The sequence below is a fragment of the Nonomuraea sp. NPDC050733 genome, from assembly GCF_040654215.1.
Taxonomy (GTDB): Bacteria; Actinomycetota; Actinomycetes; order Streptosporangiales; family Streptosporangiaceae; genus Nonomuraea.
Window position 1 is genome coordinate 1 of record NZ_JBFAHO010000024.1, and the last position, 25,191, is coordinate 25,191.

Below are 25,191 nucleotides of genomic sequence, written 5' to 3' on the forward strand. Positions count from 1 at the left end.
GCGGCGGCATCTCCCAGGCCGCCGCACACGCCCGCCCCCTGCCGCCCGCAAGGGCGAGCCTCAGGCTCAGACGCCCATGCTCCGTCGTACCCCCTCCAGGGCCTGCTCCGCCTGGGCCCGCAGCCCGGGGTCGGTGGGGTCGAGACCGTCGTCGAAGACCAGCGTCCAGCCGAGCATGTCGCCCCCCGGCCTGCGCCGGGCGACCAGCCGCACGCCGCCCCGCCCCGGCAGCGCGACGTGCTTGTTGACGATGATCGTGGAGTTGACCCGCTCCCGGACCGTCTCCGGCAGCAGCCGCGGCTCGCTGATGCGCTCCTGGTGCCACCGGCCGTCGGTGGTGAGGACGCGCAGCCCCTCCTCGTCCCACGCCGCCTTGTCGACCGTCTCGTACGGCACCCGCGTCCCGTCGGACAGGAACAGCGCGAGGTCCGTCGCGACCACGTAGCCGCCGTCGGACCCGGCGAAGGTGAGCACCCGCTCCCCCGGCACGGTCGCCAGGGACTTGCGGACGTCGGAGGGCAGGCGGTGCAGCAGGCTCATGGCCCCACGTTATCGGCGAGCAGGTCGAGGGTGAGCGCGGCGCTCCACGAGAAGTCGCGGCAGCCGCGCCCGCTGCCGTCGAACGGGTCGAAGCACTCCCGGAAACCGGCCTGCCGGACCAGGCGCAGCGTGCCGTTGGTGAGCTGGTCGCGCAGCGGCCCGAGGCCGTGCAGGGAGGCGGCGCGGCGCAGCAGCCAGTTGGTGTTCACCCAGGAGGGGCCGCGCCAGTAGCGGGTGCGGTCGAACTGGGACGCGCGGATCTCGCAGCTCGGCACCGGGTAGCCGGTCGCCCCCATGAACCGGGCCGACTGGAGCACGTCGACGAGCGCGGCGACGTGGTCGCCGGGCAGCCCGGGGTCGAGCAGCGGCCCGAACCCGCCGACCGTGCAGATCGGGATGAGCCGGTCGGTACGCAGGTCGCGGGCGTAGAAGCAGCCGTCCCAGAGGCGGTCCAGCAGGGCACGCCTGATGCGTTCGGCCTGCTCGGCGTGCGGGGCGGGGTCGGCGCGGGCCAGCGGGGCCAGCTCGGCCAGCGCCTGGCAGGAGGCGAGCCAGATGCCGTTGAACATCGGGCACTCGACGGCGAACGGGTGCTCGTCGCGCAGGTACTCGGCCCGGTAGCCGGCGTTGCGGTAGCGCAGGGCGAGCCAGACGTAGCGGTCGTGGTCGCTGTCGGGGTGCCGCTCGTCGAGGTCGACGTTGCGGTACCCGTACCGGATCTCGGGGAGGGCGGCGAGCGGCGGGTCCCAGGCGGGGCTGTCGTCCATCCCGGACTCCCAGGGGTGGACGATCGCGGCGAGCCCGGCGCCGCCGAGGTCGCGGGTGGCGGCCAGGTAGGCGTGCTGCGCGACCAGCGACGGGTAGGCGCGCCGCACGAAGCCGGCGTCCCCGGTGTGCCGGTAGACGCACCACACGGCGAGCGCGTGCACCGGCGGCGCGGTGAGGCCGGAGGTGAGCACGCGGGGGGCCGACTCGTGCTCGTACGAGCGCCAGACGGACGGCCCGGGGAAGTACGCCTCCGGGGTGTGGAAGACGATGTGCGGCACCATCCCGGTGGCCCACTGCCCGGCGAGGAGGTTGAGGAGCTCGGCGCGGGAGCGTTCGGGGCGGTGGCGGGCCAGGCCCATCGCCACGAACGCGGAGTCCCAGCTCCACTGGTGGGGATAGAGGCCGGGCGCGGGCACGGTGGCGGTCCCCGTCCAGTTCGCGTCGAGCACGGACAGCGCCTCACGCCCGAGCGCGGCGTCGTCGACCGCTGGCCGCGCATCCATCCACCTACTATGCGCCGCGCGGCGCGCGGAAGCTATGTCCTCTTCGTCCACTTTGACACAAGCATTACGCCGAAGGCGACGACGCCGATGATGAGGCCCCACTTGAGCAGGGTGAAGGCGAGGCCCAGCAGGGGGCCGACGAGCACCAGCGCGGCGAGCACGGCCGCGGCGATCAGAAGAATGCGTCCCATGCCTCGACGATAAAAGATCCTTTAAGCGGATTGCAGGCGAGACAGGGTTCAATCAGGGTCATGTCAGGGACCTCCCCCACCCGCCGGAACCAACCCACCGCGCCCGCCGTTGAGCCGGTAAAAGCGGGGCATCGGGGACCCTCTTCACGGGGAGCATGATGGGCCTGGGACCACCCATGAGCAGGGAAGGCGCCGAGTACGCGCTGCGCGCCCGGGCGGACGAACGCGACCGCATCTCCGGGCACCTGCTCGATCTCGAATCACACACCACCTACCAGGTACTCAAGGGCGCCCCGCTGCGCGGCCTCACCCAGCGCCGCTGGGTGGCCGGCCAGGCCGCGTTGACGGCGCTGTGGACGCTGTACGACGCCTACCGGGGCGTGCTGCGCGACGCGGAGCAGATCAGGGCCGCGCGCGGCCGGCTCGGCTCCGACCAGCTCGCCGCGCTGACGGAGCTGCTGGCCGGCCGCTCGGTGGTGCTGAAGGCCGCGGTCAAGCCCGTCGAGCAGCGGTCGCTGCTGCCCGAGGAGGACGAGCGGCTCACCCTCGACGAGGCCGTCACCCGCATGGACGCCTCCTTCCAGGAGGTCACGGACGCGCTGGCGGACATCGACGCCGTCTGGTCGGCGGCGCTGCCCCGGCTGGACGCGGCCGACGCGCTGTTACGCGAGGTGACCACGCTGCGCCGTGAGCTGGACGCGCCGGACGGAGTGTTCCAGGCGGAGACGGCACCAGAGGGCGCAGGACCGGCGGACACGGCACCGGCGGGCGTGGCGGAGGAGCTGGGACGGATGCGGGCGGCCGTCCTGGAGGACCCCCTCGGCTCCCCGCCCGCCGCCCACGACCTCGACCGGATCGACCGGCTCCTCGCCGGCCACCGGGCCGACCTGGAGGAGGCGCTGCGGGCCAGGCGGGAGTACGGCCGGCGGCGTGAGGACCTGGCCGCCGCGCTCGACCGGGTCCGGGCCGCGGAGAGCGAGGCCAGGCTGGCCCACGGCGCGGTGGTCGTGAAGATCGCCCTGCCGCCGCGGGCCGCGCCGACGAGCAGGGTGGACGCCCTGAGGGACGAGCTGGCCGCGCTCGACGCCTCCGCCGACGACTGGCTCGTCCGGGCCCGCAGGCTCACCGCCCTGGAGCAGGCGGCGCGGCAGGCCGCGGAGCAGGCACGGGCCACGGCGGCGGCGATGTACGGCCTGGTCGGCCGGCGCGACGAGCTGCGTGGCCGGCTCGGCGCCTGCCAGGCCATGGCGGTGCGCCGGGGCACGGCCGAGGACCCGGAGGCGATCCGGCTCCACGATCGGGCGCGGCTGCTGCTGTGGACCGCGCCCTGCGACCTGACGAAGGCGGCCGAGGCCGTCGACCTGTACCAGCGCGCTATCCACGGAGGTGGCCGATGAGCGGATGCCGGCAGCCCGGTTGCACGGGCACGATCGAGGACGGTTACTGCGACCAGTGCGGCCACCCCGAGACCACCGGGGCGCCCGCCACTCCCTTGCCGGGCCCCACCGGCGGCGGCCAGGCCGACCTCGGCGCCCCGGCCCCCAGCAGGCCGCTCACGGGCCCGGTCAGCACCGGCCGGTCCCGCGGGGGCGCGCTGCCCGAGCTGGCCGACCTCCCGTCGGTCCCCTACCGGGACCCGGCCGCGGCCGTCATGGCCAACCCGGAGGTGCCGGAGGACAAGCGCTTCTGCTCCAACCCGAGCTGCGGCAAGCCGATCGGCCGCTCCCGCGACGGCCGGCCGGGACTGACGTCCGGGTTCTGCCCGCACTGCCGCCACGAGTTCTCGTTCACCCCGAAGCTGGGCAAGGGCGACCTCGTCGGCGGGCAGTACCGGGTGCTGGGCTGCCTGGCCCACGGCGGACTCGGCTGGGTCTACCTGGCCGCCGACGAGAACCTCGACGGCCGCTGGGTGGTGCTCAAGGGCCTGCTCAACACCGCCGACGCCGAGGCGCTGGCGGCGGCCGAGGCCGAGCGGCGCTTCCTCACTACGGTCGACCACCCCAACATCGTCAAGATCTTCAACTTCCAGCGGTCGGCCGGCCTCGGCTACATCGTGATGGAGTACGTGGGCGGCCAGTCGCTGCACGAGCTGCGCCGCCAGGGTCCGCAGCCGCTGCGCGAGACCCTCATGTACGGCCGGGAGATCCTGCGCGCGTTCGCGTACCTGCACGAGCAGGGCCTGGTCTACTGCGACCTGAAGCCGGCCAACGTGATCCGGGTCGGCAAGCGGCTGCGGCTCATCGACCTGGGCGCGGTCCAGCGCGCCGGCTCGCCGCCCGGCTCGTCGTGGGCCACGCTCGGCTACCACGCGCCCGAGCTGGACACGCGGCCCGCTTCGGTGGCCTCCGACCTCTACACGGTGGGGCGGACGCTGGCGGTCATGGCCATCCCGTCGTTCAGCCCGGCCAGGAACGGCGTCGAGACGCCGCTGCCCGACAGCTTCGGCACCGAGTCGTTCATCCGGCTGCTGCGCCGGGCCACCGCCCCCGACCCGGCCGCCCGGTTCCAGAGCGCCGAGGAGATGGAGGCCCAGCTCGTCGGCGTGCTGCGCGAGGTCAGCGCCATCGCGGACGGCCGCCCGTACCCGGCGCCGTCCGCGCTGTTCGGCCCCGAGCGGGTGGCGGCCGGCGCGGTGCTGTCGGCGGACACGGCCCGGGTGTTCGACCCTCTCGACCCGCGCGCGGCGGCGACGGCGCTGCCCGTGCCGCTCGCCGACCCCGAGGACCCGGCGGCCGGCGCGCTGGCCGGCCTGGTCGGCCGCGACCCGGCCCAGCTCGTCACGCAGGTCGCCGCGATGCAGCAGACCCCCGAGACCTGGCTCACCCGGGCCCGGCTGCTCGCCGAGCAGGGCTCCGAGGGAGCCGCCCAGGCCCTCGACGACGCCGAGCGGGCGCTGCCCGGCGACTGGCGGATCACCTGGTACCGCGGGGTGCTGGAGCTCGCGCTCGGGCGGGCGGAGCGGGCCGTGCCGCTGTTCGACGCGTGCTTCTCGGCGCTGCCGGGCGAGTGCGCGCCCAAGCTCGCCGTCGCCTTCGCCCTGGAGTGCTCGGGCAAGGACGCCGCCCCCTGGTACGACAGCGTGTGGCGGACCGACCGCGCGTACGTGAGCGCGGCCTTCGGGCTGGCCCGGTCCGGCCGGGTGCAGGTGCTGGACGAGGTGCCGGCCACCTCCTCCCATCGGGTGGCCGCGCAGCTCGCCCTGGTGGCGTCGGTCGCCCGCGCCGACCGGCCCGAGGCGCTGCGACCCGAGGAGCTGGCGGCGGCGGCCGACCGGCTGGACGACCTGACCGACCTCGACCCGCGCCGCCGCGAGTCGATGGCCGCCGAGCTGCTCCAGGCCGCCCTGGCGTGGCTGCACGCGTCGGGCGCGCCACCGGCCGCCGGGACGGGCGCGGCGGCGAACGGCGGTGCGGGCGGGCTCACCGTGGCGGGCGCGCCGTTCACCGAGCGGGGCCTGCGCAAGCGGCTGGAGGGCATCTTCCGCAGGCTGGCCGTCGCCGCCGACACCCGGCAGGAACGGCACGACCTCATCGACCGCGCCAACGCCGTACGCCCCCGGACGTGGCTGTGAGCTGCCCCGTCTGCGAGACCGCCGTGCAGGCCGACTACTCCTTCTGCGAGGCGTGCGGCCACGCGCTCGACGCCCCCGCCTGCGCCGCGTGCGGGGCACAGGCGGTCGACGCCGAGGGCTACTGCGAGCGGTGCGGGCTGCGCCAGCCGACCGGCAGGGACGAGGCGGAGCTCACGCTCCCCGGCGGCGCGGCGGCGGTGACCCACAAGGGGCTGCGCCGCGCGCGCAACGAGGACGCGATGGCGCTGCTGGAGGCCGGCGACGTCACCGTGGCGGTCGTGTGCGACGGCGTGGGCAGCTCGCCGCGCGCCGACGAGGCGTCGGCGCTGGCGGTGGAGACGGCGGCCACGGCCCTGGCGCGCGGGGTGAGCTCGGCGGAGGCGTTCGAGCTGGCGGGCCGGGCGGTGACCAAGCTGGCGTCCTCCGTCGACGACGCCCCGGCCTGCACATACGTCTCCGCGGTCGTGTCCGGCGGCCGGGCGACCCTCGCCTGGGCGGGCGACACGCGCGCCTACTGGCTCCCGCACGACCCCGCCGGGCCGGTGACCGGAGTGCGGCTGACCGACGACCACGCGATCTCCACGGGCGAGATCACCGCGTGGCTCGGCGCCGACGCCGGTGACTGGAAGGCGAGCACCCGCGTCCTCGAACCGGCCGGCCCCGGGCTGCTGCTGATCTGCAGCGACGGCCTGTGGCGCTACCTCGACGGCTACGCCTTCCCCGGCGCCGCCGCCCCCCTCGACCTGGCCCGCGAGCTGCTGCGCCACGCGCTGAGCTCCGGAGGCCACGACAACGTGACCATCGTCCTGATCCCCCTAGGAGGACAGCATGGGTGACCAGCCCACCTTCACGCTCCAGATCGACCAGAACAAGTACCTGCCGCTCGACGGGCGTGAGGTCCACGCCATCCTCACCGTCTCCTCCACCGGCTCGGTCACGACCACGACGTCCGTGCCGGCCGAGGCGGCCGAAGTGATCATCGTGGACACGTCCGGCTCCATGAGCGGGGGCAAGATCCGCGAGGCGCGGCAGGCCGCCGCCACCGCCGTCCAGTCGCTCCGCGACGGCGTGAACTTCGCGGTCGTCGCCGGCACCGACACGGCCCGCCTGGTCTACCCGCGCGGCCGCACGCTGGTGCGGGCCACACGCGCCACCCGCGCCGAGGCGCAGGCCGCCATCGGCAAGCTGTCGGCCAACGGCGGCACCTCCATCGGCGAGTGGCTGCTGCTGGCCCGCGACCTGCTGATGCAGCACCCCGACGCGATCAGGCACGCCCTGCTGATGACCGACGGGCAGAACAACGAGACGAGCGACGCCTTCGCCCGCGCCCTGTCGGCCTGCTCGGGCGCGTTCGTGTGCGACAGCCTGGGCGTGGGCTCCGACTGGGTGCCCGCCGAGCTGCGCAAGGTGGCCGACGCGCTGCTCGGCACGTTCGACTTCGTCCGGAACCAGGGCGACCTGTCGGCCTTCTTCGGCCGGATCACCCAGGAGTCGATGAGCAAGACCGTGGCCGAGCTGGCGTTGCGGGTGTGGGTGCCGCAGACCGCGACGCTCAAGTTCGTCAAGCAGGTCTCCCCCACCCTGCTCGACCTGACCGGCAAGCGCACCGATGTCAACCCGCTGACCGGTGACTACCCCACCGGCGCCTGGGGGGCGGAGGATCGCGAGTATCACCTGTGCGTCGAGGTGCCGCCCGGCCAGATCGGCACCGAGATCCGCGCGGGCTGGGTCAAGCTGCTGCGCCCCGACACCCAGGAGGTGCTGGCCAGCGGCAACGTGCTCGCCCAGTGGACCGACGACCTGGCTCAGTCCACCCGCATCAACGGGAAGGTCGCCCACTACACCGGCCAGGCGGAGCTGCACGAGCTGATCCAGGAGGGACTGAGCGCGCGGGCCGCGGGCGACGTGGACGTCGCGACGGCCCGCCTGGCCAAGGCCCGGCAGATCGCGTCCGAGTCGGGCCGCTCGGACACGGCTCGGCTGCTCGACAAGGTCGTCGAGGTGAACCCGCACGACGGCACCGCCCGGCTGCGCCGCAACGTCGACAAGGCCGACGAGATCGAGCTCGACACCGGCTCGGTCCGCACGAGCCGGCTGCGGCAGGGCGGGGAGGGCTCCTGATGGCCACCTGCCCGCAGGGCCACGCCTCGGGCGCCGACGACTACTGCGACATCTGCGGCGCCCAGATGGCCGCCTCCTCCGGCGCCGCGAACGCCCCCGCGCCCGCGGCCCATCAGGGCGCGCCCGCGCAGGGGCCGGTGGAGGAGTGCCCGGTGTGCCGGACGCCGCGCGCCGGCCAGTACTGCGAGGTGTGCGGCCACGACTACTCCGGCAGCGCGCCGCCCCGCGTCCAGGTCGTCGGGGCGCGCTGGGAGGCGGTCACGGGCGCCGACCTCGCCTACTACGAGGAGGTCGTCGCCCAGGGCGGGCCCGACGCCCACGCCGTCGCCTTTCCGCCGTACTGCCCGGAGCGTTCGTTCCCGCTGGCCGGCGACCAGGTGCGCATAGGGCGCGGCAGCAGGACCCGCCCCGCCAGGCCCGAGATCGACCTGACCGGGCCACCCGAGGACCCGGGGGTCTCCCACCTGCACGCCGTGCTGCTCGCGCAGCAGGACGGGTCGTGGATGCTGGTCGACCCCGGCTCCGCCAACGGCACGCGGATCAACGGCAAGCCCGTCGCCGTCAACGTGCCCGTCCCCGTGAGGGCGGGCGACCGCATCCACGTGGGCGCGTGGACGGTCATCACGATCAGGGAGGGAACGCCGTGACCACCGTCCAGGCGCCGCCACCGTCACCCTTACCGCCGCCGTCCGCCCCGCCCGCCCCCGTCACCCCCGGCCGGGTCCCGGCCGTCCCGTCGCCGGGCCGGCCGGCGCGGCGCCGCAGCGTGCCCCGCCGGATCCGGGTCATCACCGGCGTCACCGTGGCCGCCCTGGCGCTGCTGTTCGGGTCGCTGGCGATCGGCAGCGCCGCCGCCCGCGACGGGCTGCGCGTCATCGGGCGCGACGCCGGCCCGCAGGTCCTCGCCACCGCCGGCCTGTACTTCGGGCTGAGCGACATGGACGCGCAGATCGCCGACGCCCTGCTCATGGGCGAGGAGTACGGCAAGGAGCGTCAGCAGGCGCTCGCCCGCTACGAGCAGCGCCGCTCCGAGGCCAACGACGCGCTGATGAAGGCGTTCGAGCTGTCCGGCGACGACCCGGCCGAGCGGAAGACCGTCCAGTCGGTGCTCGACGGGCTCGGCCGCTACGAGCGGCTGGTCGGCCAGGCGCTCCTGCTCGACTCCCAGGCCGGCCACCCGGCCGGGGCCCCCTCGGACAAGGTGGTCGCGGTCTACCGGCAGGCCACCGACCTGATGCGGCTGGTCCTGCTCCCCCAGGCGTACAACCTGACCCTGGAGAGCGGCACGATCGTGCGCCGCACGTACGACGAGAAGAGCGTCACCGTGCCGGCGCTGCGCGGCGTGGTGATCGTGACCGGGCTCGTGGCGCTGGCCTGCCTGGTGTGGCTCCAGGTGTACCTGGCGCGGCGCTTCCGGCGGGTGTTCGGGCTCGCGCTGCTGGCCGCCACCCTGGTGACGGCCCTCGCGCTGGTGGCCGGGGCGAGCGTGCTCGACCAGGACGAGCGGGACCTGCGGGAGGCCAAGTCCCAGGGATTCGACCCGGTGCTCAACGTCGCCAGGGCCCGCGCGATCAGCAACAGCATGCAGGGCGACCAGAGCCGCTACGTGCTGGACAAGATCCGGGCCGACACCTACGAGCACACCTACCTCGACAAGGCCATGACCGTGTTCTACCTGCCGGCCGGAAACCTCGACGCCTACCACGCCAAGGTGGCCGGCACCGGCGACGGCTACCTCGGCCTCATGGGGAACCGCCTCGACGGCGCCGACGGCGAGCGGGTGCTGGCCGCCTACCAGGCGTTCCAGCGGGCCGACACCGGCTTCCGGTCCCTCGCCGCCTCCGGGCGGGCCGACGAGGCCGTCGCCGCCCGGCTCGGCCCGGTCCGGCAGGCGTTCGACGCCTACGACGACGCGCTGGTGCTGCTGTCACGCGGTCACGAGCTGGCGTTCGAGCGAGAGATCGACGACGGCGAGCAGGCTCTGGACGACCTGTGGAGGCTCGTCCCGTTCGCGATCGGCGGCATCGCGCTGCTGGTGCTGGCGGGCGTCTGGCCCCGGCTGAAGGAGTACCGATGAAGCGGCTCTTCCCGCGCCCGGCCGGGCTCAAGGCCGGGCTGGCGGCACTCCTGCTGGCCGCCACGGGCCTGCTCGCCGGCGGTTGTGCGGCGGCCGAGCACACGTCGGTCCTCGACTCGGACACGATCGTCATCGGGGTGCGCCCCGACCTGCCCTCGGTCGGCTACCGCAAGGCCGACGGCACGTTCGAGGGCTTCGACGTGGACGTGGCCCGCTACATCGCCGGCAAGCTCGGCAAGCACGTGGACTTCGAGCCCGTGCTCGCCGCCGACCGCGAGAAGGCGATCACCTCCGGCAAGGCCGACCTCGTGCTGGCCACGTACACGATCAGCATGGACCGCAAGCAGAAGGTGCTGTTCGCCGGGCCGTACCACATCTCCTACCAGGACATCCTGGTCCGGCGCGACGACGGCGGCATCCGCAACGTCCGTGACCTCAAGGGGCGGCGCATCTGCGAGGTCAAGGGCTCCAACGCCGCCCAGCGGGTGGTGGAGGAGCGCAAGGTCGCGGCGCAGGTCGTGCCGTTCCCCGACTACGCGGCGTGCCTGGCGGCGCTCAAGCAGAACCGCGTGGACGCCATCACCACCAACGACATCATCCTGGCCGGTCTGGCCATCAAGGACGGCTCCGGCCTCCGGCTGGCGAACGCCCAGTTCAACGAGCAGCGGACCGGCGTGGGCATGCGCAAGAGCGACGTCGAGGGCTGCGAGGCGGTCAACCGGGCCATCACCACCATGTACCAGGACGGGACGGCCTCGCGGCTGCTGCACCGCTGGTTCGGGCGGGCCGGCCTCGACCTGTCCACGCTGGCGGTCCCCCAGTTCGAGGGCTGCTCGTAGAGCCGGCCCGCGTACGAGAGGCCCGGGGTGGTCCCCCGGGCCTCTCGTACGCCTGGAACGGTCAGTCCAGGTAGTCGCGCAGCATCTGCGCCCGTGTCGGGTGGCGGAGCTTGGCCAGGGTCTTCGACTCGATCTGCCGGATGCGCTCCCGGGTGACGCCGAACTCCCTCCCCACCTCCTCCAGCGTGCGCGGATGCCCGTCGGCCAGGCCGAAGCGGAGCTGGATGATGCGCTGCTCGCGGTCCGACAACGTCGCCAGGATGTCGTCGAGCTGGTCCTGCAGCATGATGAAGGCGGCCGCCTCCATCGGCACCACCGCGTCCGCGTCCTCGATGAAGTCGCCGAGGTCGGAGTCCTCCTCGCCGATCGGCGACTGGAGCGACACCGGCTCCTGCGCGATGCGCTGGATCTCCACCACCCGGTCCACCGGGAGGTCCATCTCCTTGGCGATCTCCTCGGGCACGGGCTCGCGGCCGAGGTCCTGGTGGAGCTGGCGCTGCACCCGGACGAGCTTGTTGATCGTCTCCACCATGTGGACGGGGATCCGGATCGTGCGTGCCTGGTCGGCGATCGCCCTCGTGATCGCCTGCCGGATCCACCACGTGGCGTAGGTGGAGAACTTGTAGCCCTTGGTGTAGTCGAACTTCTCCACCGCGCGGATCAGGCCGAGGTTGCCCTCCTGGATCAGGTCCAGGAACAGCATCCCCCGCCCCACGTACCGCTTGGCGATCGACACCACGAGCCTGAGGTTTGCCTCGATGAGGCGCTGCTTGGCCCTCGTGCCCTGCCACACGAGCTCCCTGAACTCCGGGAAGGCCAGGCGTGAGGCCCCGTTGCCGAGCTTGTCCTCGGCGAACAGACCGGCCTCGATCGACTTGGCGAGCTCCACCTCCTCCTCAGCCGTCAGCAGCGGCACCCGGCCGATCTCCCGCAGATAGATACGGACCAGATCGCTGGTCGGCGCGCGCTTGCCTACGTCTTCCTCATCGGGGCGGGAGGGCTCCTCGTCACCTTGGGGCTCAAGGACCTCCACACCGTTCTCGGCGAGCATCCGCACGACGCGTTCCAGCGCGTCGGACGGCAGCTCGGATCGGTCAAGCGCGGCTGCGACGTCATCGACGGTTACGCTTCCGCGCTCTCTTCCTTTCGCGACGAGATCCGCCACCTGATCTACCGATGGCGGCCCACTTGGCAGCACCGATGCACCCACGGGAGACAGTCTGCAGTATTGCTTCCATAAAATGGCAGACCCATTTTTGGCACAGAAGGTAAGGAGTCTCCCCTTACCAAACCGAGATCTATTAAAGGTTTAGCCGGAGTTTGATCAGGAAAGAAAAGTCAATTACGCGACCTGGTAACGGGGGCGGCTGCCGGGCCATCGGGTGGGTGCTCCCGCCGCGGCCTGCCCGAACGTCCCCGAACGGGTCCGGCGGTGAGGCCGGCCGGATGCCGCGCACGGACCCCGACTGATGCGAATAATTTTTTCCTGCACAACAGCTCGGCATTGTCCTCTTGGGCCGGGACTCAGCTTCCGGCGGCGCGTTCCCTCAGCACCCGCCGCTGCTGCTCCAATGCCACCAGCTCGCCGAACAGCTTGTTGTACTCCTGCTGCTCCTCCACCGGATTGAGCCGCTGGATGCGGGACTTGACCTGCGCGATGGCCCGGTCGACCGCGATGGCCTCGATGGCCGCCAGCATGGCCGCGCCGTAGCGCTCCTCGACGTGCGAGTCGGCCTGGATCGCCTCCACCGCGAACCGCGTCACCAGCACCCGCGCCACCTCGTCCGGCGCGTGCTCCAGCAGCCGGTCCACCCACTCCCGCCCGCCGTGACCGGCCGCCGCCGTGCCGCCCGCCGCCGCGATCACCTGGCACAGCGTCACGTGGTCGGCCACGGTGAACGCCTGCGGGTCGAGCGCGTCGAAGCGCGGTCCGAGCAGCGCCGGCCGCTGCACGGCCAGCTTGAGCAGCTCGGCCTCCACCCGGGTGTGCGGGTCCATCGGCGCGGGCCGGGGCGCGCGCGGGCGGCCGCCACCGCGACCACCGTGGGGCCCCGGGCCCGCCTGGGCGTTGCCCACCTCGGCGATGCGCTGCATGACGAACCGCTCGTCCATGAACCCCAGCCACCGGTCGAGGTCGATGGCGTAGCGCTTGCGCAGGCCCGGGTCCTTGATGCCGGCCACGATGGGCGCCGCCGCGTCGAGCGCCGCGATCTTGCCCTCGTTGCTGCGCAGGTCGTAGCGGCTGATCGTGCTGCGGATGGCGAACTGGAACAGCGGCTCACGGCCGGCGATCAGGTCGCGCACCGCCGCGTCGCCCTGCTTGACGCGCAGGTCGCACGGGTCCAGCCCGTCGCCCTGCACGGCCACGTAGGTCTGCGTGACGAACTTCTGCTCGTCGGCGAACGCCCGCAGGGCGGCCTTCTGCCCGGCGGCGTCGCCGTCGAAGGTGAAGATCACCTCGCCTCTGAACTCGGCCTGGTCGAGCAGGAAGCGCCGCAGCACCTTGATGTGCTCCTCGCCGAACGAGGTGCCGCAGGTGGCCACGGCCGTCGGCACCCCGGCCAGGTTGCAGGCCATCACGTCGGTGTAGCCCTCGACGATCACCGCCTGGGACCGCTTGGAGATCTCCCGCTTGGCCAGGTCGATGCCGTAGAGCACCTGGCTCTTCTTGTACAGCGGCGAGTCGGGCGTGTTGAGGTACTTCGGCCCGTCGTCGGAGTCGAGCAGCTTGCGCGCGCCGAACCCGATCACGTCGCCCGTCGCGTCACGGATCGGCCAGACCAGCCGCCCCCGGAACCGGTCGATCGGCCCCCGGCGGCCCTCCTTGGCCAGCCCGCCCTTGATCAGCTCCTCGGCGGTGAATCCGCGCCCCAGGAGGTGGCGGGCCAGCGCCTCCCACTCGGCGGGCGCGTAGCCCACCCCGAACAGCTCGGCGTCGGCCCGCTCGAACCCGCGCTCCGACAGGAACCGCCGGCCGGGCGCCGCGTCGGGGCTCATGAGCCTGGAGACGTAGAACTCGGCGGCGGCGCGGTGCGCCTCGATGAGCCGCGCCCGCTCACCGTGGTCGCGCCGCGGCACGTACCCGCCCTGCTCGTACTGGAGCTGGATCCCGGCCCGCTGCGCCAGCCGCTCGACCGCCTCCCCGAACGACAGGTGCTCGATCCGCTCCACGAACGTGATCACGTCCCCGCCCTCGGAGCAGCCGAAGCAGTTGCCCGTGAGGATGTTGTCCTCCAGGACGAACGCGTGTCCGTGCTCGACCGTGGCGCAGAACACCTCCTCGACCCGGCTGGTCTCCTCGACGGACTCCACCACCCAGCCGCGTCGCGCGAACGCCTTGGACGCACCCGAGAACCGCGTGCGGTGCTCGTCGAGGAGGAAGAAGTCCTCCGTCAGGTCCTCGTTCACGAAGTGGATGCGGAAGACCGAGCTGGGCCGCCTGCCGGGGAAGCCGGTGCGGATCTGCTCGGTCACGCCGTAGGTTCCGATGCCGAGCCGGGTGCAGACCGCGCGGACGTACTCCAGCGTCTCGCGGCTCGCGCAGTGGAGCATGACGGTGCCGTCCTTGGCGACATGACCGTCGGCCGCCACGTAGCCGGCGAGCCAGCCGTACAGGTAGGAGACGGACTCCTCGAGCGTGGGCGGCTCCTTGAAGAACCGGGGCAGGTGGTGGACGAGCAACTGCGGGCGGCGCGCCGGCCCGCCCTCGGTCACGAGGCTGTGGGGGAACCACCTGAGCAGCGGTGCGTCCTTGACACTGTCGAGCGTGGCCCGGCTGCCGGTGGCCGCCCGTGTGCCGTCGCCGAAGGTGATCCCGTGCGCGATGCCGAACGGTGACGGCGTCGTGCGCTTGGTGCGCGTCGCGGGGAAGACGGAGACGAGGCGCTGCCCGGACCTCAGTTCCTTGGTGACGACCTCGGCCCGCTTGTCCTGCCTGCGGCCCGACCTGACGAACCAGCGGTGCTCCGGGGTGGCGAAGATCTCCTTCTTCTGGCCGTTCCGGCTGAGCACCAGCCGCATGAGCGGCTGCACTCCGAAGGACCTGAACGGCGCGTCCACCCAGGTGCCGTCGGCGGCGAGCACGCGGTGCACACCGCCGGCGAGCTCCGCGATGGGGCGCACGCCGTCCCACGTCAGCACCCGCGTCTCGGCGGCGAGGCAGAAGTACATGCCGCGCTCGGGGGTGACGTTGAAGGACGGGGACTTCTCGTCGTGGAAGGGGCAGAGGCCCTTGAGGTTGCCCCCGCCGGCGTTGCGCAACTGGATGTGCTCGCCGATCACGTCGGCGATGGGGGATCGCTCGCGTACGAGCGCGATGTCGACGTCACGGATGCGGCCAGCCACGCCGGTGAGTCTATTGCGGCCGGCGGACGGACCCCACCTCGGTGGCTGTGGACGGACCCACTGGAGTGTCCGGTTTGAGGTGATGGGAAGGGTGTTATCACCTCAGGGCCCGGAAAGCGGAAAACGTGTCCACCCTGTTGTCCACGTCGGCTACAAAGGTAAAGCTCGGGCTGGATACGGTGACGCGGGTGGAGATCATGCGATCGGGGCATCTGGGACGATCGGTGGCCGTGGCGGCCGCCCTGCTGCTGAGCGGCGCCTGCGCCCAGACGACGACCGGGGTGGAAGGGGTCAGCGCCCAGTCGCCCCAGACCGTGCCGCCGGCGGCGACCGGGGCGACGCCCGTCGTCACCGCGACCATCCCCGACCCCGGCGCCGCGCGCCAGGCGTCCGTCGAGCCGCCCTCGGGGAAGTCGCCCACCAAGGTGCCGCCGCCCCGGCTGTCCGACTACACCTACGCCTTCCCGGTGGCCGGCTGCCAGGTCAGCTACCAGCGGCAGCTCCTCGTGCTGCCGAAGACCACGATCTGGACGGGCAAGGGCTGCACGTTCGTCTCCCCCGTGAACGGGGTCGTGGACGAGGTGAACACCGCGAACCGCTGGAGCGCGGCCACCGACCGGGGCAAGGACCGCGAGGGCAGGTTCGTCACGGTCATCGGCGACGACGGCGTCCGCTACCTGGGCGGCCACCTCGACTCGGTCACCGCCGGTATCCGGCCCGGGGTGCGGGTCGCGGCCGGGCAGGCGCTGGGCCGGGTCGGCACGACGGGCAACGCCCGCGCCACCGGGCCGAACCTGTACTTCGCGATCTCGTGGAAGACCGGCCCGTCGTACTGGTGGGTGCGCCGGGGCATGGTGAACCCGTGGCGGTACCTCGACGCGTGGTTGTCCGGCAACAGGACGCTGTCGCCGCGCGAGGAGACGATGGCCACGCGGGCCCGGCTCGGCGAGACACCCCGCTGCCAGGTGCAGTGCGCCTCCAAGAAGGAGCCGCGCAAGAAGCGGGAGCCGCGGGCGACGCCGGACCCCGTGATCACGATCACCGTCAACCCGACCTGAGCCGTCCAGCGGCCTGAGCCGTCCGGCGGTCTGAGCTCGGCGGCCGTCAGCCCGAGGTGAGCTCCTTGGGGTCGACGACGTCGCCGGAGCGGATGCGGTCCTGGATGCCGCCCACGACGTCCCAGACGTTGACGTTCATGCCGGCCACCACGCGCCCCTCGCGCAGCCAGTACGCGACGAACTCCAGATCGTCCACGGACCCGCTGTGGACGATCTCGTCGTAGCCCGTGGTGTCGCCGGAGAACTCCATGCCCAGGTCGAACTGGTCGGTGAAGAAGTACGGCACGCGGTCGTAGACGACCTCCTGGCCGAGCATGGCGCGGGCGGCGGCGGGGCCGCCGTTGAGCGCGTTGGCCCAGTGCTCCACGTGCAGCCGCCGGCCGTACAGCGGGTTGAACGGCTCGGCGACGTCCCCCGCGGCGTACACGTCGGGGTGGGAGGTGCGCAGCGAGGCGTCGGTGAGGACGCCGCGGCCGACCTCCAGCCCGGCCTCGCGGGCGAGCCCCACCTCGGGCGCGACGCCGATGCCCGCCACCACGAGGTCGGCGGCGAGCAGCTCGCCGGTGGTGAGGCGCACGCCCTCCTCGGTGATCTCCGCGGCGCCCGTGCCGAGGCGCAGGTCGACGCCGTTGCGGCGGTGCAGCCCGGCGAACACCTCGCCCAGCTCCGGCCCGAGCACGCGGTGCAGCGGCGTGGGCTCCGGCTCCACCACGGTGACCTCGCAGCCGGCCAGGCGGGCCGCGGCGGCGGTCTCCAGGCCGATCCAGCCGGCGCCGACGACGACGACCCGGCCGGAGCTGCCGCCGATCTCGGCGAGGCTCCGCTTGAGCGCGTCGCTGTCCCCGGCGGTGCGCAGGTAGACGGCGGGGCCGGGCAGCCGCTTCGGCGTCGCCCCGGTCGCCAGCAGCAGCTTGTCGTACGGCCTGCGGGCGCCGCCGGCGAGCGTGACGGCGTGGTCGGCGGGCTCGATCCGGGTGACCGGGGTGCCGAGCAGGAGCTCGACCCCGTTGCCGGCGTACCAGTCCTCGGGATGGACGTAGATCTTCTCCCGCTCGCTCTTGCCCTGCAGGTAGTCCTTGGACAGGGGCGGGCGCTCGTAGGGGCGCTCGTTCTCGGCTCCGACGAGGACGATGTCGCCGTCGAAGCCCTCCTCGCGCAACGTCTGCGCGGCCTTCGCCCCCGCGAGGCCGGCGCCGACGATCAGATATGTGGCCATGGCCGCAGTATCCGCCCCCCGGCCGTGATCCCGGAAGGGAAACGCGGGTCAGCCGGACAGACGCCGGTGCCAGGCGACGGCGGCGGTGTCGGTGAGCGAGGCGATCTGGTCGATCACCACGCGGGTGCGGGCGGCGTCGCCGGACGCGGCGAGGAAGGAGGCCCGGAAGGCGGGCTCCAGGGTGTTCGGCGCGCCGAGCGTGACGAGCGCGGCCAGCTCGGCGATGAGCTCGCGCTGCCTGGCCTGGTTGGCGTGGTGATCCTCGGTGGTCATCACGTAGTGCGCGGTGATGCCTTTGAGCACGGCGCACTCCAGCTTGGTGGAGCGGGGCACGATGAGGTCCACCCGGTGGCGCATGCCGTACGCCTCCTTGGTGGCGGTCTGCGCGGAGCGGCAGAACCGGCCGATGAGGCCGCTGGTGAGGGCCTTGAGCCCGGCCAGGTCGGCGAAGGTGGCGGCGAAGCCGCGCGGCCAGAGCGGGTCGGCGATCAGGCGGCCGAACGCCTCCTCCAGCTCGGCGCAGTCGGCGTCGGGGGCGTACCAGGCGCGGGCCAGCTCGCACACCTGCCGGCGCTCCTCGGGCGAGCGCAGCGCCTCGGGGGTGACGTGGCCGGAGTGCAGCGCGTCCTCCAGGTCGTGGACGGAGTAGGCGACGTCGTCGGCCCAGTCCATGATCTGCGCCTCGAAGCTGACCCGGCGGGGCGGCGCGCCGTCCCTGATCCACTCGAACACGGGCATGTCGTCGTCGTAGACGCCGAACTTCGTGCCCGCCTCGCGGGGCCACGGGTACTTGGTGGAGGCGTCCAGGGCGGCCCTGGTGAGGTTGAGACCGGCGCTGCGGCCGTCCTCGGTGAGGACCTTGGCCTCGAGACGCGTGAGCAGCCGCAGGCTCTGTGCGTTGCCCTCGAAGCCGCCGCAGCCGGCGGCCAGCTCGTTGAGCGCGACCTCGCCGTTGTGGCCGAACGGCGGGTGCCCGAGGTCGTGGGCCAGGCAGGCGGTCTCGACCAGGTCGGGGTCGACGCCGAGGACCGCGCCCATCTCCCTGCCGACCTGCCCGCACTCCAGCGAGTGGGTCAGGCGGGTGCGCGGGATGTGCTGACCGGCGCCGACGACCTCGAACGGCCCCACCACCTGGGTCTTCGCGGCCAGGCGGCGCAGCGCGGAGCTGTGCAGGACCCTGGCCCGGTCGCGCTCGAAGGCGCCACGCTCGGGGTTGCCGGGCGGCTCGGGCACCCAGCGTGCCTGGTCGTGGTCGTCGTAGCGGGTCATAAGTGCAGTGATTTTATCCACTTTCCGGACTCCGCTAGTGTCAAGTTTCGCGAGAACCCCCTTCCCCGGGAGCCCTCCCCCATGACCACTGCGTTCCGTGCCGTGCTGGCCTTCACCCTGCTCGCAGGGTTCTACGTGCTGGTCGGCCTGATCGTCGGGGCTGCCGTGCTCCTCGACGTGCTGCTCGTCGTCGACTTCCACGCCAACGCGTTGAAGGCGGCGATCGTCCTGACCCTGGCCGCCGGGGCGCTCGTCCGCGCCCTCATCATGGTCAGCCGGCTGAAGGGCGGCGATGAGCCGGGCGTCTCGGTGACCCGTGAGCAGGAGCCGGTCCTCTGGCAGACGGTCGAGGACCTGGCCCAGCGGGTGCGCACGGCCCCGCCCACCGAGATCCGCCTGGTGCCCGAGGTGAACGCGGCCGTGTCCGAGGACACCCGCTTCCTCGGCCTGAAGGCGGTCAGGCGGCGCATGTTCATCGGCCTGCCGCTGCTGCAGACGCTGACCGTCGACGAGATGCGGGCCGTGCTCGGGCACGAGCTGGGCCACTACAGCGGCGCCCACACCCGCCTCGGCGCGCCGATCTACCGCGGCAGGGTGTCGCTCATCGCCACCGTGCAGGGGCTGGACGGCCACCCGCTGATCCAGCGGCTGTTCACCGCGTACGCGAAGCTCTACCTGCGGATCTCGCAGGGCGTCTCCCGGCGGCAGGAGCTGGAGGCCGACGAGATGGCCGTGGCGATCGGTGGCCGGCCGGCCATGTCCGAGGCGCTGCGCAAGATCCACGGCACGGCCGCCGCCTGGGACGTCTACGTGCAGACCTACCTGTCGCTGACGGGCGCGGGCGGGCTGCGCCCGGCGTCCGTCTTCAACGGCTTCCACGCGCTCATGAACGACCCGGCCCGGCAGGCGGAGGTCGCCGGGCTCGCCGGGCGGCCGGAGGAGACCTCGCCGTACGACTCGCACCCGAGCCTGGCGGAGCGGCTGGCCGCGATCGAGCGGCTGCCCGAGCCGCCGCACGTGCCCGACCCCCGGCCGGCGCTGACGCTGCTGCGCGACGCGGGCGTGGCGGCGCAGGCGGTGGAGCAGTCGATGTGGACCCCGGAGGCGCTGACGACGCTGCGGCCGGCCTCGTGGGAGGAGGTCGTGGAGCGCGGAATGTTCGCCGCCCGCAACGCCGAGGCGCTGCACGACCTGGCCGTGGCGGGCCAGCGCGTGGTGGGGGCGGGCCGGCCCTACCTGGACGCGGCGTTCGAGGCCATCGCCCGGGGCCGGCAGGAGGAGCTGGCGGCGCGGCTGGCGGAGCTGGGCTGGAGTCCCGCCCCCACGATGCTCGCCGGGGTGCTCGGACAGGCACTGGAAGGGGTGCTCATCGAGCACGGCCAGGCCCGGTGGACGCTGTCCTGGTCGGGCCCGGCGCGGCTGCTGTACGACGACGGCGAGGAGGTGGCGCTGGCCGAGTACGCGGCCCAGGTGGCCGCCAACCCGCCGGCCGTGGCCGGGCTGCGCAAGTGGCTGGGCGACCACGGGGTGCGCCACGACTACGTGCCGGTCCCCGACGAGGACCGGCCCGCGCCGGCGCCGGGCCTGCTCGCCTGACCGGCCCGGGCGCGGTTCCGCCCGGGTCGCCTCGCGTCAGCGGGTGTCGGAGTCGTTCTGGCTGAGCGCGGCCCGCCCGGCCTCCAGGCGGGCGACCGGGATGCGGAACGGCGAGCAGGACACGTAGTCGAGCCCGGCCTCGTGGCAGAAGTGCACCGAGTCGGGGTCGCCGCCGTGCTCGCCGCAGATGCCGAGCTTGAGCCCCGGCCGGGCCGCGCGGCCCTCGTCGGCGGCGAGCCGCACCAGGCGGCCGACCCCGTCGCGATCCAGCGTCTCGAACGGGGAGACGCCGAAGATGCCGAGCTCCAGGTAGCGCGAGAAGAACGCCGCCTCCACGTCGTCGCGGGAGAAGCCCCACGTCATCTGCGTCAGGTCGTTGGTGCCGAAGGAGAAGAACTGCGCGGCCTCGGCCACCTGGCCGGCCGTCAGCGCCGCCCGCGGCGTCTCGATCATCGTGCCGATGAGGGCGTCCACCCCGGCCTCCGCGAGGATGCCGGCGGCCTCCTCGCGGACCGCCTCCAGCTCCTGCACGGCGGCCACGAGCGGGATCATGATCTCCGGCCGGGCTCCGGGCACCTCCTTGGCGGCCTGGGCGATGGCCCGTACCTGCATGGCGAACAGGCCGGGGATCACCAGGCCGAGCCGTACGCCCCGCAGGCCCAGCATGGGGTTCTGCTCGTGCAGCCGCTTGACGGCGGTCAGCAGCGCGCGGTCCTTGTCCGACGCCTCGCCCGTCCCCGCGTCGGCGAGCGCCACGCGGACCGACAGGTCGGTGAGGTCGGGCAGGAACTCGTGCAGCGGCGGGTCGATGAGGCGGATCGTGACCGGCAGGCCGTCCATGGCCCGGAAGATGCCGGCGAAGTCGGCGCGCTGCAACGGCTCCAGCGCGTCGAGCGCCGCCTGCCGCTCCTCGTCGCCGGAGGCGAGCACGAGGTCCTCGACCAGCTGACGCCGCTCGCCGAGGAACATGTGCTCGGTGCGGCACAGGCCGATGCCCTGGGCGCCGAACCGGCGGGCCCTGGCCGCGTCCTCGGGGGTGTCGGCGTTGGCCCGCACGTCGAGGCGGCGCTTCTCGTCGGCGTGCCGCATGATCCGGTCCACGGCCCGCACCAGCGAGTCGTCCTCGCGTACGGCGTCCTTGCCCTCGAAGTACTCGACCACCGGCGAGTCCACCACCGGCACCTCCCCGACGAACACCTCGCCGGTCGTGCCGTCGATGGAGATGACGTCGCCCTCGGAGACGGTCACGCCGCCGGGCGCGGCGAAGCGCCGCTCCTCGATCGACACCTCCAGCTCCTCGGCCCCGCAGACACAGGTCTTGCCCATGCCGCGGGCGACGACGGCCGCGTGCGAGGTCTTGCCGCCGCGGCTGGTGAGGATGCCCCGGGCGGCGATCATGCCGGACAGGTCGTCGGGGTTGGTCTCACGGCGTACGAGGATCACGTCCTCGCCCTGCGCGGCCAGCTCGACGGCGCGCTCGGAGGAGAAGACGGCCTTGCCGACGGCCGCGCCGGGCGAGGCGTTCATGCCCTTGGCGATGCGCGACTTGGCGGCGTCGGCGTCGAAGCGCGGGAACATGAGCTTGGCGAGCTGGTCGCCGGTGACGCGGGTGACGGCCTCGTCGATCGAGATCAGGCCCTGGTCCACGAGCTGGGTGGCGATGCAGAACGCGGCGGCGGCGGTGCGCTTGCCGACCCGGGTCTGCAGCATCCACAGCTTGCCGCGCTCGATGGTGAACTCGATGTCGCACAGGTCCCGGTAGTGGTTCTCGAGCGTGGACATGATCTCCAGCAGCTCGTCGTAGCAGTGCTTGTCGAGGCGCTCCAGGTCCTGCAGCGGGATCGTGTTGCGGATGCCGGCGACGACGTCCTCGCCCTGCGCGTTCTGCAGGTAGTCGCCGTAGACGCCCTGCTGGCCGGAGCCGGGGTCGCGGGTGAAGGCGACGCCGGTGCCGGAGTCGTTGCCGCAGTTGCCGAAGACCATGGCCACGATGTTGACCGCGGTGCCGAGGTCGGCGGGGATGCGCTCCTGCCGGCGGTACAGGATGGCGCGGGGGGCGTTCCAGGAGTCGAAGACCGCCTTGACGGCCAGCCGCATCTGCTCGCGCGGGTCGGCGGGGAACTCGCGGCCCGCCTGCTCGCGCACGATGCCCTTGAACGTCTCGACGAGCCCCTGGAGCTCGTCCGCGTCGAGGTCGGTGTCCTGCCGGTCGCCCTTGAGCCGGTCGAGGGCCCCCTCGAAGTGCGCGCCGTCGATGTCGAGCACGGTCTTGCCGAACATCTGGATGAGTCGCCGGTAGGAGTCCCAGGCGAAGCGTTCGTTGCCGCCGGCCTGCTTGGCCAGGCCGTGGACGGACTCGTCGTTGAGGCCGATGTTGAGGACGGTCTCCATCATGCCGGGCATGGAGAACTTGGCGCCGGAGCGGACGCTGACGAGCAGCGGGTCGTCGGTCTGGCCGAGCTTCCTGCCCATGGCCCGCTCCAGGGCCTCCAGGTGCCGCTCGACCTCGTCCTCGAGGCCGTCGGGCACCGTGCCCTCGGCGAGGTAGTACCGGCATGCCTCCGTGGTGATCGTGAATCCGGGAGGCACGGGCAGCCCCAGATTCGTCATCTCGGCGAGGTTCGCTCCCTTGCCGCCGAGAAGGTCCTTGAGATTTCTGTTGCCCTCGGTGAAGTCGTAAACGTACTTGGCCACCACAGCTCCAATCAACGCCTCTGCCGGGGACTCTACCGGCGAGAATGATGAAGAAACGGCACTCATCGGTTAAGTCATCGTTTCCCCTGATCGGAGGGGTGTCACCGGTCTAATCCAATTAATATTCCGTTGATCGGGAAATTGGTTTATACCAGTGGTTTACACCAATTCTCGGGAAAGTCCGGGAGCCGGTGCAGAATCGGGGTGATCGCCTTCGGGAGGCGCCCATGGCGGCCTTCCGCACGCCGGCGAGCCGGCCGCCGGAGCGCTCGCGCTGTGCCCATGGCGGCGTTCCGCACGCCGCTCGGCGAGCAAGCCGCCGGAGCGCTCATGCTGTGCGGGCGGGCCGCCCCGCTGACGGACCTGCACCCGGCTCGTGCCCTTCAGCGCGGACCTTCAGCGACCGGCGCGGGCCCTTCAGCGCGGGACCTTCAGTGGGCCGTCGGGGGCCCTTCAGCGGGCCGGCGCGGGCTCCTGCCGTGGCCCGGGGACGGCGACGGCCGGGGGCTCGCGGGGAGCCGCCCGGCCGTCGTGTCGTCGCGTCGTGGTGTAGCCGTGCAGTCGCGTCGTCGTTCAGTCGTACCGTCGTGTCGTCGCGCTGCCGTGTGCGTCAGTCGTTGAGGTGCTGGCGCAGGTAGGACTGGACCTGGTCGAGGCTGATGCGCTCCTGGGCCATCGTGTCGCGCTCCCGGATCGTCACCGCCTGGTCCTCCAGGGTGTCGAAGTCGACGGTGATGCAGAACGGCGTGCCGATCTCGTCCTGGCGGCGGTAGCGGCGGCCGATCGCGCCCGCGTCGTCGAACTCGACGTTCCACCGGCGGCGGAGCTGAGCGGCCAGGTCACGGGCCTTGGGCGACAGGTCGGCGTTGCGCGACAGCGGCAGCACCGCGACCTTGACCGGGGCGAGCCGGTGGTCGAGGCGCATGACCGTGCGCTTCTCCATGACGCCCTTGGCGTTGGGCGCCTCGTCCTCGGTGTAGGCGTCGAGCAGGAAGGTGAGGGTCGCCCGGTCGACGCCGGCGGCCGGCTCGATCACGTACGGGACGTAGCGCTCACCGGTGTCCTGCTCGAAGAAGCTGAGGTCGACGCCGGACGCCTTGGAGTGGGCGGTCAGGTCGAAGTCGGTGCGGTTGGCGATGCCCTCCAGCTCGCCCCACTCCGAGCCGGTGAAGTTGAAGCGGTACTCGACGTCGACGGTGCGCTTGGAGTAGTGGGACAGCTTCTCCTTCGGGTGCTCGTAGAGCCGGAGGTTGTCCTTGTTGATGCCCAGGTCGGAGTACCAGCGGAAGCGCTCGTCGATCCAGTACTGGTGCCACTCCTCGTCGGTGCCGGGCTTGACGAAGAACTCCATCTCCATCTGCTCGAACTCGCGGGTGCGGAAGATGAAGTTGCCCGGGGTGATCTCGTTGCGGAACGACTTGCCGATCTGGCCGATGCCGAACGGGATCTTCCTGCGCGCCGACTGCTGGACGTTGAGGTAGTTGATGAAGATGCCCTGCGCGGTCTCGGGACGCAGGTAGGCCAGGCCCGACTCGTCCTCGACCGGGCCGAGGTAGGTCTTCAGCAGGCCGCTGAACTGCCGCGGGTCGGTGAAGGCGCCCTTGTTGCCGCAGTTGGGGCAGGTGATGTCGGCCAGGCCGTGCTCGGGGACGCGGCCGTTCTTCTCCTCGTACGCCTCGAGGAGGTGGTCGGCGCGGAAGCGCTTGTGGCAGGACTGGCACTCGGTGAGCGGGTCGGTGAAGGTCTCGACGTGGCCGCTGGCCTGCCAGACCTCGCGGGCCAGGATGACGCAGGAGTCGAGGCCGACCACGTCGTCGCGCGCCTGGACCATCGACTGCCACCACTGGCGCTTGACGTTGTTCTTGAGCTCGACGCCCAGGGGTCCGTAGTCCCACGACGCACGCAGACCGCCGTAGATCTCGCTCGACGGGTAGACGAGCCCGCGGCGCTTGGCGAGGCTGACGATGGTGTCCATGACGTCTGTACGGCGTGCCATGTGGTTGGGTCTCTTTCCGGCTGGAGGTCGGCGAGGGGATGGATGAGCTCCCAGCTTAGGGGACTTGGCGGGCCCCTCGCGCGGGAGTAGTTGCTACGCCCGGTCTTGTAGGTAAACGTCCTCGAACGCGCTCGGCTCGTGGACCATGAGGATCATCAGTGGATACATCGCCATTCTGGCGGCCGACAGGGCACGGCGGTAGAAACCGGCTCCCTCCCACTCGCTGACCAGGGCCCACAGGTTGGGCTCGTCGACGGAGCGGGCCAGCCTGCCCCGCACGTAGCCGGGCTGGGTGGCGAGGGTGTCGAGGATGGCGTGCCCCTGCTTGACGAAGTCCTGGGACTGGGACTCGGGAACGGTGTAACGGATGACGGCGAGCACGCACCCAGGATGTCAGAGGATCTCCCG

General features: G+C 72.4%; 19 protein-coding genes. 9 read left to right on the forward strand and 10 right to left on the reverse strand.

Going from position 1 to position 25,191, the window contains the following annotated elements; genetic code table 11:
- Positions 1–66: 66 nt before the first annotated feature.
- From AB0H64_RS29770 to AB0H64_RS29780, 3 genes are read right to left on the reverse strand one after another with little or no spacing between them, the layout of a single operon-like run.
- Positions 67–540 (reverse strand): hypothetical protein, encoded by a 474-nt coding sequence (locus AB0H64_RS29770; RefSeq protein ID WP_357631129.1) that lies wholly within the window; start codon positions 538–540, stop codon positions 67–69.
- Positions 537–1,811 (reverse strand): hypothetical protein, encoded by a 1,275-nt coding sequence (locus tag AB0H64_RS29775; RefSeq protein ID WP_357631132.1) that lies wholly within the window; start codon positions 1,809–1,811, stop codon positions 537–539. The genes AB0H64_RS29770 and AB0H64_RS29775 overlap by 4 nt, the downstream gene beginning before the upstream one ends.
- Positions 1,812–1,843: 32 nt before the next feature.
- The gene (locus tag AB0H64_RS29780; RefSeq protein ID WP_355451317.1) at positions 1,844–2,002 is read right to left on the reverse strand and encodes a hypothetical protein; all 159 of its coding nucleotides are present in this window, start codon (positions 2,000–2,002) and stop codon (positions 1,844–1,846) included.
- A 176-nt stretch (positions 2,003–2,178) separates the two neighbouring features.
- On the opposite strand from AB0H64_RS29780, the gene AB0H64_RS29785 reads away from it, so the two are divergent.
- Genes AB0H64_RS29785 through AB0H64_RS29815 form a run of 7 tightly spaced genes read left to right on the forward strand, consistent with a single transcriptional unit; the run spans position 2,179 to position 10,610 of the window.
- Positions 2,179–3,399: a hypothetical protein gene (locus AB0H64_RS29785; RefSeq protein WP_357631135.1), complete on the forward strand. Its 1,221-nt coding sequence runs from the start codon at positions 2,179–2,181 to the stop codon at positions 3,397–3,399.
- Positions 3,396–5,573, forward strand: coding sequence for a tetratricopeptide repeat protein (locus AB0H64_RS29790; RefSeq protein WP_357631138.1), 2,178 nt, complete (start codon positions 3,396–3,398; stop codon positions 5,571–5,573). The genes AB0H64_RS29785 and AB0H64_RS29790 overlap by 4 nt, the downstream gene beginning before the upstream one ends.
- Positions 5,564–6,409: a protein phosphatase 2C domain-containing protein gene (locus AB0H64_RS29795; protein ID WP_357631141.1), complete on the forward strand. Its 846-nt coding sequence runs from the start codon at positions 5,564–5,566 to the stop codon at positions 6,407–6,409. Before AB0H64_RS29790 ends, AB0H64_RS29795 begins: the two co-directional genes overlap by 10 nt.
- The gene (locus AB0H64_RS29800; protein ID WP_357631144.1) at positions 6,402–7,694 is read left to right on the forward strand and encodes a VWA domain-containing protein; all 1,293 of its coding nucleotides are present in this window, start codon (positions 6,402–6,404) and stop codon (positions 7,692–7,694) included. The genes AB0H64_RS29795 and AB0H64_RS29800 overlap by 8 nt, the downstream gene beginning before the upstream one ends.
- Positions 7,694–8,341, forward strand: a complete 648-nt coding sequence (locus AB0H64_RS29805) for an FHA domain-containing protein (RefSeq protein ID WP_357631146.1) — start codon at positions 7,694–7,696, stop codon at positions 8,339–8,341. Before AB0H64_RS29800 ends, AB0H64_RS29805 begins: the two co-directional genes overlap by 1 nt.
- A complete protein-coding gene (locus AB0H64_RS29810; RefSeq protein ID WP_357631149.1) occupies positions 8,338–9,771 on the forward strand; it encodes a hypothetical protein in 1,434 nt (477 codons plus the stop codon). The genes AB0H64_RS29805 and AB0H64_RS29810 overlap by 4 nt, the downstream gene beginning before the upstream one ends.
- Positions 9,768–10,610: a glutamate ABC transporter substrate-binding protein gene (locus tag AB0H64_RS29815; RefSeq protein WP_357631152.1), complete on the forward strand. Its 843-nt coding sequence runs from the start codon at positions 9,768–9,770 to the stop codon at positions 10,608–10,610. Before AB0H64_RS29810 ends, AB0H64_RS29815 begins: the two co-directional genes overlap by 4 nt.
- A 61-nt stretch (positions 10,611–10,671) precedes the next feature.
- On the opposite strand, the gene rpoD is transcribed toward AB0H64_RS29815, so the two are convergent.
- Positions 10,672–11,808 carry an RNA polymerase sigma factor RpoD gene (gene rpoD, locus AB0H64_RS29820; RefSeq protein WP_310710538.1) on the reverse strand — a complete coding sequence of 379 codons (1,137 nt, stop codon included), beginning with the start codon at positions 11,806–11,808 and terminating at the stop codon, positions 10,672–10,674.
- 326 nt (positions 11,809–12,134) lie between these two features.
- On the reverse strand, positions 12,135–14,954 hold the full coding sequence (dnaG, locus tag AB0H64_RS29825) for a DNA primase (protein ID WP_357631154.1): 2,820 nt from the start codon (positions 14,952–14,954) through the stop codon (positions 12,135–12,137).
- 197 nt (positions 14,955–15,151) lie between these two features.
- On the opposite strand from dnaG, the gene AB0H64_RS29830 reads away from it, so the two are divergent.
- On the forward strand, positions 15,152–16,012 hold the full coding sequence (locus AB0H64_RS29830) for a M23 family metallopeptidase (RefSeq protein WP_357631397.1): 861 nt from the start codon (positions 15,152–15,154) through the stop codon (positions 16,010–16,012).
- A gap of 46 nt (positions 16,013–16,058) precedes the next feature.
- On the opposite strand, the gene AB0H64_RS29835 is transcribed toward AB0H64_RS29830, so the two are convergent.
- Positions 16,059–17,228: an FAD-dependent oxidoreductase gene (locus AB0H64_RS29835; protein WP_357631157.1), complete on the reverse strand. Its 1,170-nt coding sequence runs from the start codon at positions 17,226–17,228 to the stop codon at positions 16,059–16,061.
- A 48-nt stretch (positions 17,229–17,276) separates the two neighbouring features.
- Positions 17,277–18,497, reverse strand: coding sequence for a deoxyguanosinetriphosphate triphosphohydrolase (locus AB0H64_RS29840; RefSeq protein ID WP_357631160.1), 1,221 nt, complete (start codon positions 18,495–18,497; stop codon positions 17,277–17,279).
- A gap of 81 nt (positions 18,498–18,578) precedes the next feature.
- Between AB0H64_RS29840 and AB0H64_RS29845 the strand changes: the two genes are divergently transcribed.
- Entirely contained in the window at positions 18,579–20,093 is a 1,515-nt protein-coding gene (locus AB0H64_RS29845) for a M48 family metallopeptidase (protein WP_357631163.1), read from the forward strand.
- A gap of 36 nt (positions 20,094–20,129) precedes the next feature.
- Here AB0H64_RS29845 and ppdK read toward each other — a convergent pair whose 3' ends face one another.
- From ppdK to AB0H64_RS29860, 3 genes are all read right to left on the reverse strand, one after another.
- Positions 20,130–22,787, reverse strand: a complete 2,658-nt coding sequence (gene ppdK / locus AB0H64_RS29850) for a pyruvate, phosphate dikinase (protein WP_357631166.1) — start codon at positions 22,785–22,787, stop codon at positions 20,130–20,132.
- A 610-nt stretch (positions 22,788–23,397) separates the two neighbouring features.
- A complete protein-coding gene (locus AB0H64_RS29855; RefSeq protein ID WP_357631169.1) occupies positions 23,398–24,783 on the reverse strand; it encodes a glycine--tRNA ligase in 1,386 nt (461 codons plus the stop codon).
- A 93-nt stretch (positions 24,784–24,876) separates the two neighbouring features.
- Positions 24,877–25,164 carry an antibiotic biosynthesis monooxygenase gene (locus AB0H64_RS29860; protein ID WP_357631172.1) on the reverse strand — a complete coding sequence of 96 codons (288 nt, stop codon included), beginning with the start codon at positions 25,162–25,164 and terminating at the stop codon, positions 24,877–24,879.
- Between the last annotated feature and the right edge of the window lie 27 nt (positions 25,165–25,191).

Excerpts from the sequence above, each read along its gene's own strand:
- AB0H64_RS29775 (WP_357631132.1), bottom strand. The coding sequence starts at position 1,811 with ATGGATGCGCGGCCAGCGGTCGACGACGCCGCGCTCGGGCGTGAGGCG.
- AB0H64_RS29845 (WP_357631163.1), top strand. The coding sequence starts at position 18,579 with ATGACCACTGCGTTCCGTGCCGTGCTGGCCTTCACCCTGCTCGCAGGG.
- AB0H64_RS29805 (WP_357631146.1), top strand. The coding sequence starts at position 7,694 with ATGGCCACCTGCCCGCAGGGCCACGCCTCGGGCGCCGACGACTACTGC.
- AB0H64_RS29790 (WP_357631138.1), top strand. The coding sequence starts at position 3,396 with ATGAGCGGATGCCGGCAGCCCGGTTGCACGGGCACGATCGAGGACGGT.
- AB0H64_RS29785 (WP_357631135.1), top strand. The coding sequence starts at position 2,179 with ATGAGCAGGGAAGGCGCCGAGTACGCGCTGCGCGCCCGGGCGGACGAA.
- AB0H64_RS29855 (WP_357631169.1), bottom strand. The coding sequence starts at position 24,783 with ATGGCACGCCGTACAGACGTCATGGACACCATCGTCAGCCTCGCCAAG.
- AB0H64_RS29815 (WP_357631152.1), top strand. The coding sequence starts at position 9,768 with ATGAAGCGGCTCTTCCCGCGCCCGGCCGGGCTCAAGGCCGGGCTGGCG.
- AB0H64_RS29780 (WP_355451317.1), bottom strand. The coding sequence starts at position 2,002 with ATGGGACGCATTCTTCTGATCGCCGCGGCCGTGCTCGCCGCGCTGGTG.
- AB0H64_RS29770 (WP_357631129.1), bottom strand. The coding sequence starts at position 540 with ATGAGCCTGCTGCACCGCCTGCCCTCCGACGTCCGCAAGTCCCTGGCG.
- AB0H64_RS29835 (WP_357631157.1), bottom strand. The coding sequence starts at position 17,228 with ATGGCCACATATCTGATCGTCGGCGCCGGCCTCGCGGGGGCGAAGGCC.
- AB0H64_RS29830 (WP_357631397.1), top strand. The coding sequence starts at position 15,152 with ATGCGATCGGGGCATCTGGGACGATCGGTGGCCGTGGCGGCCGCCCTG.
- AB0H64_RS29800 (WP_357631144.1), top strand. The coding sequence starts at position 6,402 with ATGGGTGACCAGCCCACCTTCACGCTCCAGATCGACCAGAACAAGTAC.
- AB0H64_RS29840 (WP_357631160.1), bottom strand. The coding sequence starts at position 18,497 with ATGACCCGCTACGACGACCACGACCAGGCACGCTGGGTGCCCGAGCCG.